The sequence below is a fragment of the Segeticoccus rhizosphaerae genome, assembly GCF_009192725.1.
Classification (GTDB): domain Bacteria; phylum Actinomycetota; class Actinomycetes; order Actinomycetales; family Dermatophilaceae; genus Segeticoccus; species Segeticoccus rhizosphaerae.
On record NZ_VOHR01000135.1, the window covers coordinates 1 to 9,652 of the forward strand.

At 68.1% G+C, this 9,652-nt stretch carries 9 protein-coding genes and 1 pseudogene; 3 read left to right on the forward strand and 7 right to left on the reverse strand.

Annotated features, from left to right (window positions below):
* Window positions 1-643 (reverse strand): annotated as a pseudogene (locus FRW57_RS11940) (hypothetical protein); the annotation flags it as partial.
* A gap of 13 nt (window positions 644-656) precedes the next feature.
* Window positions 657-1,178, reverse strand: coding sequence for a hypothetical protein (locus FRW57_RS11945; RefSeq protein WP_137123455.1), 522 nt, complete (start codon window positions 1,176-1,178; stop codon window positions 657-659).
* Window positions 1,179-1,282: 104 nt separating this feature from the next.
* Here FRW57_RS11945 and FRW57_RS11950 point away from each other — a divergent pair, with 104 nt between their 5' ends.
* Entirely contained in the window at window positions 1,283-1,681 is a 399-nt protein-coding gene (locus tag FRW57_RS11950; protein WP_152186083.1) for a VOC family protein, read from the forward strand.
* 73 nt (window positions 1,682-1,754) lie between these two features.
* On the opposite strand, the gene FRW57_RS11955 is transcribed toward FRW57_RS11950, so the two are convergent.
* Window positions 1,755-2,210: a PKD domain-containing protein gene (locus FRW57_RS11955; RefSeq protein ID WP_152186084.1), complete on the reverse strand. Its 456-nt coding sequence runs from the start codon at window positions 2,208-2,210 to the stop codon at window positions 1,755-1,757.
* Window positions 2,211-2,797: 587 nt separating this feature from the next.
* Window positions 2,798-3,454, reverse strand: a complete 657-nt coding sequence (locus FRW57_RS11960) for a DUF6318 family protein (RefSeq protein ID WP_152186085.1) — start codon at window positions 3,452-3,454, stop codon at window positions 2,798-2,800.
* Window positions 3,455-3,941: 487 nt separating this feature from the next.
* Here FRW57_RS11960 and nrdR point away from each other — a divergent pair, with 487 nt between their 5' ends.
* Both nrdR and FRW57_RS11970 read left to right on the forward strand, forming a co-directional pair.
* Entirely contained in the window at window positions 3,942-4,466 is a 525-nt protein-coding gene (nrdR, locus tag FRW57_RS11965) for a transcriptional regulator NrdR (protein ID WP_152186086.1), read from the forward strand.
* 184 nt (window positions 4,467-4,650) lie between these two features.
* Entirely contained in the window at window positions 4,651-7,551 is a 2,901-nt protein-coding gene (locus tag FRW57_RS11970) for a vitamin B12-dependent ribonucleotide reductase (RefSeq protein ID WP_152186087.1), read from the forward strand.
* Between the two features lie 60 nt (window positions 7,552-7,611).
* Here FRW57_RS11970 and FRW57_RS11975 read toward each other — a convergent pair whose 3' ends face one another.
* From FRW57_RS11975 to FRW57_RS11985, 3 genes are all read right to left on the reverse strand, one after another.
* Window positions 7,612-8,823 (reverse strand): ISAs1 family transposase, encoded by a 1,212-nt coding sequence (locus FRW57_RS11975; RefSeq protein ID WP_152186088.1) that lies wholly within the window; start codon window positions 8,821-8,823, stop codon window positions 7,612-7,614.
* Between the two features lie 64 nt (window positions 8,824-8,887).
* A complete protein-coding gene (locus tag FRW57_RS11980) occupies window positions 8,888-9,073 on the reverse strand; it encodes a hypothetical protein (protein ID WP_152186089.1) in 186 nt (61 codons plus the stop codon).
* On the reverse strand, window positions 9,070-9,652 hold a 583-nt coding region (locus tag FRW57_RS11985; RefSeq protein ID WP_238999405.1), incomplete at its 5' end, for a transposase. The genes FRW57_RS11985 and FRW57_RS11980, both read right to left, overlap by 4 nt.

Below are 9,652 nucleotides of genomic sequence, written 5' to 3' on the forward strand. Positions count from 1 at the left end.
AGGCGGCCCGGAGCGCCATGCCGGCGCGGTGTCTCGCTGACAGCTCGCCGTCGGCACCGATGGCACCGACGCGGTCGGCGACCGCCTCGAGGGCCCGCGCGACGGCGACCCGCTCCGGTCCGTGCTGACGGATCACCCAGCCGGACATGCAGGTCAGCCAGGCCCAGCCCGCGACGGCAGCGGAGGTCAGGGTGGCCGGCACCACGGCCTCCGGACCGACCGGCAGCTCGGCGCACACCGAGACGGCGAACACGGGGAAGATGCCTGCCGGTCCGCCTGTGCGGGTGGCATCGGAGAGCAACCGCGCCAGACCGGCGACGGCCGCCACGACGGCGATGACGACGAGGATGTGACTGGTGTAGGCCGCAGTCAGCGTCCCCACGAGAGTGGAGAGCGACATGAAGATGCCGACGGCCGCGAGCATGGGCGCCTTCACGGCATACGGCGCGTTGCGGCCGTAGAGGGAAGTGAATCCGCCGAAGGCTGCGAACGACAGCAGGTCGCGGTGCCCGGTCAGCAGCAGGACGACGAGGGGGACGCCCATCGAGATGCCGGCGTGCATGGCCGGTATGACGGTCGCGTCCGGGGGACGCAGGCGGAGTGCGCGGTGCTGGGCCAGTCGACGAAGCGAGTGGCTGGTCACGCTGGGGGAATGACTACTCGGGCAGGGGGCCGCAGAGCTGCTCCCAGTAGCGGCCGAGGTTCTGCATCGGCAGGAAGTGGCCGGTGCGGTGGCCGTCAATCATGATCGCCTCGACCCCCGAGGCGATGTAGGTGCTCGCGTTGCGGACGATGTCCACGGGTCTGGTTGGTGCGCCTTGGAACTCGCCCTCGGCCGCGAGGATGTTCTGCTCGATCGCGAAGCGACGGGCGCGCTGCTCGGTGCTGAAGGCGAAGAGGGTGTTGACGCCGCGGATCTCGCCAGCGGCCGGTGCCCAGTGACCGTCGCCGGAGTCGATCGGCACGCACCACCAGCGGTCGAGGCCGAACGTCGCCCGCCACAGCTTGTCCTGGTCCGACTCCTTCTTGGAGCGGCGGGCGGCGTTGGACAGGCGGTCGAGGTTCCATACCTGATCGAGCTCGGAAGAGGTGGATCGGACACTCGGCCCGGCGGGACTCCAGCACTCCTCCAGCTGGGTTTCGGCGTCCTGATCTGGGGTTGCAGCGTGGTGGGTCATACCTCTATGGCACCACACTCTGGCCCCGGAGCCCTCCGCGCGGTGTTCCTGGTGGCGTTCCGTGGGGTCTTCGGAGACCATGGTGGGCGAGTGAGGTGAGGTCCATGTCGGTCACGGTCCGCTACATCGTCCAGGACGTCGACGAGGCGATCGCCTTCTATTGCGAACGGTTGGGGTTCGCGGAGGTGATGCACCCGGCGCCGACATTTGCGATCCTCTCGCGCGGTGATCTGCGGTTACTGTTGAGCGCTCCGAGCACGCAGGGCGGTGGGGGACAGGCGCTGCCGGACGGGACCGTGCCGCAGCCCGGCGGGTGGAACCGGGTCTCGCTGCAGGTCGAGGACCTCGAGGCGACGGTGGCCACGCTGCGGGAGGCCGGCGCGACCTTCCGCAACGATGTCGTCAAGGGTGTGGGCGGCAACCAGATCATCGTCGAGGACCCCAGCGGCAACCCGCTCGAGCTGTTCGAGCCGACGATCGAGGAGGCGCGGGAGCGCCCCTGACTGTCGGCCTTCCCCGCTTGGCGAAGCACGGACGGGCGATGTGGTCGCGGCGGGCCATCCTGCGTCCTCGGCGTCACTGGGCGACGAGGCGGTTCTTGGAGGTCTTGACAGTGATGGTGCCGGCCGGGCCGGCGATGTCGAGCGTGTCGGGGATCGGAATCCAGTCGCCGCCGTCGACGCTGAACTCGCCGCCGTAGGTGGTCGTGACCGTCGGGTGGTAGGTGCCCTTCTTCGGGTAGGCATGGGTGACGTCGCCATCTGGGTAGGAGCCGCCAGGCGACTTCGTGGGGCCGACCTTGGTCCCGTCGCCGAAGTCGTAGGTGTAGCCGACGAGGGTGGGCCGGATCCGCACAGCGTGGCCGAGCATCGCCGAGCGCGCCGGCTGGTCGACCTCCTCCGGCTGGAAGCCCTTGGTCGGCCAGTCGACCTGGAAGAAGGTCTTCAGCCGGATCAGGGTGGTGCCGCCCTTGGGCTGGCTGGTGAAGGAGGGCTTCGCAAACGCCGTATGCCGCCAGGCCTCCCGGATCATCCCAGCCGTCAACACCGGCTTCGGCGGTGCGGCGACTTGCTGTCCGGGTCCCGTCGATGCCGGAACCCGATTGGTGAAGCAGGTCCATGCAACCTTCTGCCAGGGTCCGGGTGATCCTTTCTTCGGGATTTCACGCTTCCACACGTCGGAGAGCGGCCCCGGAGACTCTGGATACGTAGATGTGCAGAATGTGACCGCGGTCGCGCAGAAGTTGCGTCGCGGATCAGCCGGTGTGTTGCCGGTACAACGGACTACCGCCACATACTCGACATCCTTTGCGGACGGCTTCGAGATGACAGGTGAGCGTTGACCCGCGTTCTCCCAGTGCGCCTGACCCGAAGCGCCGGTCGCCTCTCTTGCATTCCGAAGTGGACCCTCATCAACAGGCGAGCGTTGCGGCCTTTCCTGCGCGTTACTGGATCCACCCAGCCCTGCGCCTCCATGGTCGAGGATGCACGTATCTATCTCGTAACCGGGACACGTGAGCCCGGGCGTGGTCATGGGCGCCGGAGCGCTCAAGCTCGAGGTCAGTCCCAGCGTTGGAGCCAACGCCGAGAGCAACGAAGCGCCGAGCAATTCAAGAACTCTCATTGCAACAGTCGGATCTCGGCCACCCGCCAGCCGTCTCCGGTCCACTTGAGCTCGGTCTCTGGAAAGATCGTCTTGGCCTTGGTGCGATCTTTCACATTTCCACTGGAGTCGACCACCGATCTGCGAAGCAGACGCTGCGTTGCCGTCGCCAAGATCGATCCGGTCTTGGTGGCCGGCGTGATCTGCACGTCGGCCAGGCGAGATACCGGCCCGTCAAGGTGACGATCTCTCTTCTCGCTATCTCGGGCTGTGCCTTCGTATGCCGCACACGTCTTGCAGCTCGGAAGACTCAGGGGCTTGAGGAGGCCGGTCTTCGGCTTTGACCAAGCGATGTTGAGCTGCTGGTTGTAGTACCGGACGAAGGCTTCGGCGCCCTTGTTGGTGTGCTGGCGGGCCGCTTTGGGGACACCAGGGGCGCCGGCTTCCTCCGTGCCCTTGGTCGGCCTGGGGCTCGACGACGTCGCCGGGTCACTGGGGGTGGTCGTGCCGGTGGGGTCGTTGGTCGGGGGAGCGGTCGTCGGACCTCCCGCGACGGTGCCGCCGCCGGTTGGCGGAGGACTCGGCTTCTCGTCGCCACCGCACCCGGCGAGCAACGCGCTGCCGAGCAGCGCGCCCGCAGCCAGCACGGCATACCGGTTGGATCGTGTCCCCATGCTTCCCTCCTGCGCGGATGCGAGGAGCCGCAAGCGCACGTAAACACGAGCGAGTATGCCCGCGTGAGCATGGCCGGCCCACTCGTCCACAGGTAAAGAAATGGTCAGGAAGCCCGGCGAGGAGGGGTCCGACACGCAGCCCGACGCGCCGCCTGACATCGGCGACACGCGGGGTGTCGAGCCGCTGACCTGCGGCGATGTCGACGCCGCAGATCGTCGCGCGCCCCGCCCTTGCGTCCGGTGATGCAGGCGCCTACGATCACTAGATGTAGTAGTTACACGGATGTGAGTTGTCCACATATAGGCCTTCGTCGTCCACAGGGGCCGATGGTTTCCCACAGGGTTTCCCACCAGTTACCCACAGCCGGATCCACAGGTTCCACCCCGACGGGGGCCCTGGACCAGCACGAGAACGCACCGCACGATCAGCACAAATCCAGGCACAAACCGGCTCCGCCGGGTGTTGAACCGACAGGAGGGAGAAACCATGCACTGCCCCTTCTGCCGCCACACCGACAGCCGCGTGATGGACTCCCGCACCACCGACGACGGCACCGCGATCCGCCGCCGCCGGCAGTGCCCGGAGTGCGGCCGCCGGTTCACCACGTTGGAGTCCGCGAGCCTGTCGGTGGTCAAGCGTTCGGGGGCCAGCGAACCGTTCAGCCGCGGCAAGGTCCTCGTCGGCGTCCGCAAGGCCTGCCAGGGCCGCCCGGTCACGGAGGACCAGCTCGCGCTGCTCGCCCAGCAGGTCGAGGAGGCCATCCGGGCCCAGGGCAGCGCCGAGATCGAGGCCCACGAGGTCGGCCTCGCGATCCTCGGACCACTGCGCGAGCTCGACGAGGTCGCCTACCTGCGGTTCGCCAGCGTCTACCAGGCCTTCGACAACCTCGAGGACTTCGAGTCGGCGATCACGCTGCTGCGGGCCGAGCGCGACGCCACCGGCCGCGAGCCGGACGACCAGCACGACCAACAACAGGACAAGAGCAAATCCGGTATGCCGCGAGGCAGCTGACGCCCGCGCGTCACCGCTGCTTCACCGCAGGTCAGCCGGGTTTCAGACCGTTGTCAGACCCCGGAGGGACCATGAGGGGGACAGGCAACCCAGCACTTCGGCGGGCGATCCCGCTGGCGCAGGCACACGACATACGACAAGAAAACGCACAGAACACCCAACTAGGGGCCAGGGAGGCCAAGTCATGACGGAGACCACCGGCGCACGTGCAGGTGCGAAGGGCAAGAGCAGCAAGCGGGGCGTGACCGTGGAGCGCATCTTCACCACGCCCGGCGTGCACCCCTATGACCAGGTGACCTGGGAGCGTCGCGACGTCGTCCAGCAGAACTGGAAGACGGGGGAGACGATCTTCGAGCAGCGCGGGGTGGAGTTCCCCGACTTCTGGAGCGTCAACGCCTCGACGATCGTCACGACCAAGTACTTCCGCGGGGCGCTCGGCACCGAGGCGCGCGAGACCGGGCTCAAGCAGCTGATCGACCGCGTCGTGCTGACCTACGTCAAGGCCGGCAAGGACAACGGCTACTTCGGGACCGAGGACGACGCGACCCTCTTCGAGCACGAGCTGACCTATGCCCTGCTGCACCAGGTGTTCAGCTTCAACTCGCCGGTGTGGTTCAACGTCGGCACCAAGAGCCCGCAGCAGGTGAGCGCGTGTTTCATTCTCTCCGTTGACGACTCGATGGACTCGATCCTCAACTGGTACAAGGAGGAGGGGTTCATCTTCAAGGGCGGCTCGGGCGCCGGCCTCAACCTGTCGCGGATCCGCTCGTCCAAGGAGCTGCTCTCCTCCGGTGGCACCGCGAGCGGCCCGGTGTCGTTCATGCGCGGCGCCGACGCGTCCGCCGGCACGATCAAGTCCGGTGGCGCCACCCGTCGCGCGGCCAAGATGGTCGTGCTCGACGTCGACCACCCCGACATCGTGGAGTTCGTCGAGACCAAGGCGCGCGAGGAGGACAAGATCCGCGCGCTGCGCGACGCCGGGTTCGACATGGACCTCGGCGGCAAGGACATCGTGAGCGTGCAGTACCAGAACGCCAACAACAGCGTCCGGGTCACCGACGAGTTCATGCGCGCGGTCGAGGACGGCACCGAGTTCGGCCTCAAGGCCCGCGACGACGGCCGGGTGCTCGAGACGGTCGACGCGCGCGAGTTGTTCACCAAGATGGCGCAGGCGTCGTGGGAGTGCGCCGACCCGGGCCTCCAGTACGACGACACGATCAACGACTGGCACACCAACCCCGAGACCGGCCGGATCACGGCGTCCAACCCCTGCTCGGAATACATGTCGCTCGACAACAGCTCGTGCAACCTGGCGTCGCTCAACCTGCTGAAGTTCCTGCGCGACGACGACACCTTCGACGTCGAGACCTACCAGAAGGTCGCCGAGCTGGTCATCACCGCGATGGACATCTCGATCTGCTTCGCCGACTTCCCGACCGAGGCGATCGGCGACACCACCCGCGACTACCGCCAGCTGGGCATCGGCTACGCCAACCTCGGCGCGCTGCTCATGGCGACCGGCCACGGCTACGACTCCGAGGGCGGCCGCTCGCTCGCTGCGGCGCTGACCTCGCTGCTGACCGGTGCGGCCTACAAGAAGTCGGCCGAGATCGCGTCGGTGGTCGGCCCGTATGCCGGGTACGCCCGCAACGCGGAGGCGCACAAGCGGGTGATGCGCAAGCACCAGGCCGCCAACGACCAGATCCGCGCGCTCGACAGCATGGACACCGCGGTGCACCGTGCCGCCACCAAAGCGTGGGACGCGGTCGTCAAGCAGGGTGAGAAGCACGGCTACCGCAACGCGCAGGCCAGCGTCTTGGCGCCCACGGGGACCATCGGCTTCATGATGGACTGCGACACCACCGGCATCGAGCCGGACTTCTCGCTGGTGAAGTTCAAGAAGCTCGTCGGCGGCGGGTCGATGCAGATCGTCAACCTCACCATCCCGCGGGCGCTCGCGAAGCTCGGCTACCAAGAGGAGTCGATCGAGGCGATCGTCGAATACATCGCCGACAAGGGCCACGTCATCGACGCGCCCGGGCTCAAGCCGGAGCACTACGAGGTCTTCGACACCGCGATGGGTGCGCGGGCGATCGCGCCGATGGGCCACGTGCGGATGATGGCGGCCGTGCAGCCGTTCCTGTCCGGTGCGATCTCCAAGACGGTCAACCTGCCGGAGAGCGCCACGGTCGAGGAGATCGAGGACGTGCACTTCCAGGGCTGGAAGCTCGGGCTCAAGGCGCTCGCGGTCTACCGCGACAACTGCAAGGTGGGCCAGCCGCTGTCCGACGGTGGCTCGACCGCGAAGGACGCGGCCGCAGCTCGCGACGCCGCCAAGGTGGAGAAGGTGGTCGAATACCGCCCAGTCCGCAAGCGGCTGCCCAAGCGCCGCCCGTCGCAGACGACGTCGTTCTCCGTCGGCGGTGCCGAGGGCTACCTGACCGCCGGGTCCTACCCGGACGACGGCCTGGGCGAGCTCTTCCTCAAGTTCGGCAAGCAGGGCTCGACCCTCGCCGGTGTGATGGACGCCTTCTCCATCGCCGTCTCGATCGGCCTGCAGTATGGCGTGCCGCTGGAGACCTTCGTGGAGAAGTTCACCAACCTGCGGTTCGAGCCTGCCGGCCTGACCGACGACCCGGACGTGCGCATGGCGCAGTCGATCATGGACTACGTCTTCCGCCGGCTGGCGCTGGACTACATGGACTTCGAGACCCGGTCGTTCATGGGCATCCACACCGCCGAGGAGCGGGCGCGCCAGCTCGACACCGGCTCGTATGCCGCGCCGACCGCCGGCTCGGACGACTCCGATGAGGACCTAGAGGGTGAGCTGGAGTCCTACTCCCAGTCGGCGGCACCTTCGTCGAAGCGGGCGGAGCGGCCGGTGGACGACTCGGTGCAGTCCGGTGCCGGTGCGGCTTCTGCGCGTGACGCGGGGGAGGACGTGCACTCCTCGGCGGAGCTGCTGGAGAAGTTCCAGGGCAAGGCTGCCGACGCCCCGATCTGCATGACCTGCGGCACGAAGATGCGGCCAGCAGGTTCCTGCTTCGTCTGTGAAGGCTGCGGCTCCACGAGCGGCTGTAGCTAATTTAGGCGTGGCACCTGGTGGTCCCGGCCAGAACCTGGCCGGGACCACCCCAGGGCTCGTTCAAAGTTGATACCGCTGTGACGGATGGGGCGCCGTTCGGTGGTCGATGAGCGCCAGGAGCTGCTCGATTCTGCGGCCCAGGGTGCGGGTTGCCGCGGCGATGTTCGCCGCGCCGTGCCGGGTCCGGAGGAGCCCGATCGCGATGTTGCGCAGGGTCGCCATGGCGCGCGGACCGGTGCCGGTGCGGACCTGGGAGGCGTCCTCGCCGAAGGACATGTCGCGCACCCAGTGCACCCTGTTCTCGATGGACCAGTGGCCACGGATGATGTCGGCCAACTGTGCCGCGCTGACCTGCTCCCAGGTGAGGTTGGTGACCGCGTACACCGTCTCCTGACCGGTCGCGCCGGTGCTCACCTGGGTACGGGTCCGGATGATCCGGACGGCCAGCTTCGCGTGCGGGAACCCGATGCCCGAGCCGACGCCGAGGACCTGCAGGGTGCGCGACTCACGGCGTCCGTGCCCCTTGTCCTCGGTGTGGTCGGCCACCGGCACCTGGTCCCAGGCCAGCTTGTGCAGTTGGGCGTGCAGCCGGGGCTGGTTGCCCTTGACGATGAACACGTACTTGCCGCCGTGCCGGTGCAGGTAGCGGGCATGGCAGCGCTGGGTGTGCAGCGCGTCCGCCGTGACGATCACATCCCGCAGGTCGATCCGGTCCAGTACCGCTGCGAACGCGGCGATCTCGTGGTCCTTGTCGCCGGCGTTGACCTGCCCCAAGGGCTGGCCCGTGGCGTGGTCGACCAGGGAGAACAGGTGCACCCGGGAACCGCCGGCGCCGCGCGCACCACGGCACGTCTTGCCATCGACCGCGACCACCCGGAAGGCGTCCGGCACGCGCGGTGGCGGCGTGCTCAGCGCGGCGAGCCAGGCGTGCAGGACCGCGTCCAGCACGTCGGGGTCCACCGCCAGCAGCACCCGCCGGACCGTGGACACACTGGGCGGGTAGCGCGCGATCCCCAACCTGGGCCAGCACCACCGAGGCAGATCGGACGCCCAGCCGGCGATCCCGGCCAGACTGCGCGCCCCGGCCATCACCGCAGCCAACGACACGACCAGCACCGTGGCCAACTCGTGCCGGCGCCCCTGCCGGTGCCGCGGATCGGTCAGCGTCGTCAGCACCTGCCACACCTGCACCGGCGCCGCCTGGCCGGCACGCACGTCATGGTCCAGCAGTGCATCAGCGACAGGGATGAGGGACGATACCGGTGCGGGCACGGCGGGTCTCCGATCGAGGTCAAGTCCCTTGGAGTGGTGTAACGGCTGATCCTTCGTTTTGGGCTTAGAAGGGTGGGTTTTCGGGGTCGGGCTGGACGGGCTCGTTCGTGGTGGGCCTCCATTCGTCGAAGTCGTCGGGCCAGGGTGCGGGCACGCCGTGCTCGTCCCACCAGCCGGTTTCGTGGCCGGCGGCCAGTAGTGCGAGGTCGTGCTCGCGTTGCGTGGTGGCGGGGTTGGTCCGGGTGTTCATGCGGCCGGCTCCAGCTCGGGCTGCCCGGTCGCCGTGGTGGCGTGTTCGGCGCTGGCGCGGGTCCGGGCTCGGGCCAGGACGTCCAGGCCGAGGTAGCGGCGGCCCTCGGCCCACTCGTCGTGTTGCTCGGCCAGCACGGCGCCGACCAGGCGGGTGATGGCGTCGCGGTCGGGGAAGATGCCCACGACGTCGGTCCTGCGCCTGATTTCCCGGTTCAGGCGTTCGTTCGGGTTGTTCGACCAGACCTGGCGCCAGATTTCCTTGGGGAAGGCGGTGAAGGCGAGCAGTTCGGCTCGGGCGGCGTCCAGGTGGGCGGCCACGTCGGGCAGCTTGTCGGTCAGGGCGTCCAGGACCCGGTCGTACTGGGCGTGCACCGCCTCGGCGTCGGGCTGGTCGTAGATGGAGTGCAGCAACGCCTTGACCCATCCCCAGCTCGACTTCGGGCACGCCGACATGAGATTCGCCGCGTAGTGCGTTCGACAGACTCCCACTGTCAACTTCGGGTGCTGTAGCGGGTTGGAGTGTGGGCACCCTAAGTAGCCGCGCGGCGAACGTTGCCGGCGGCTGGGACTTGTCCTG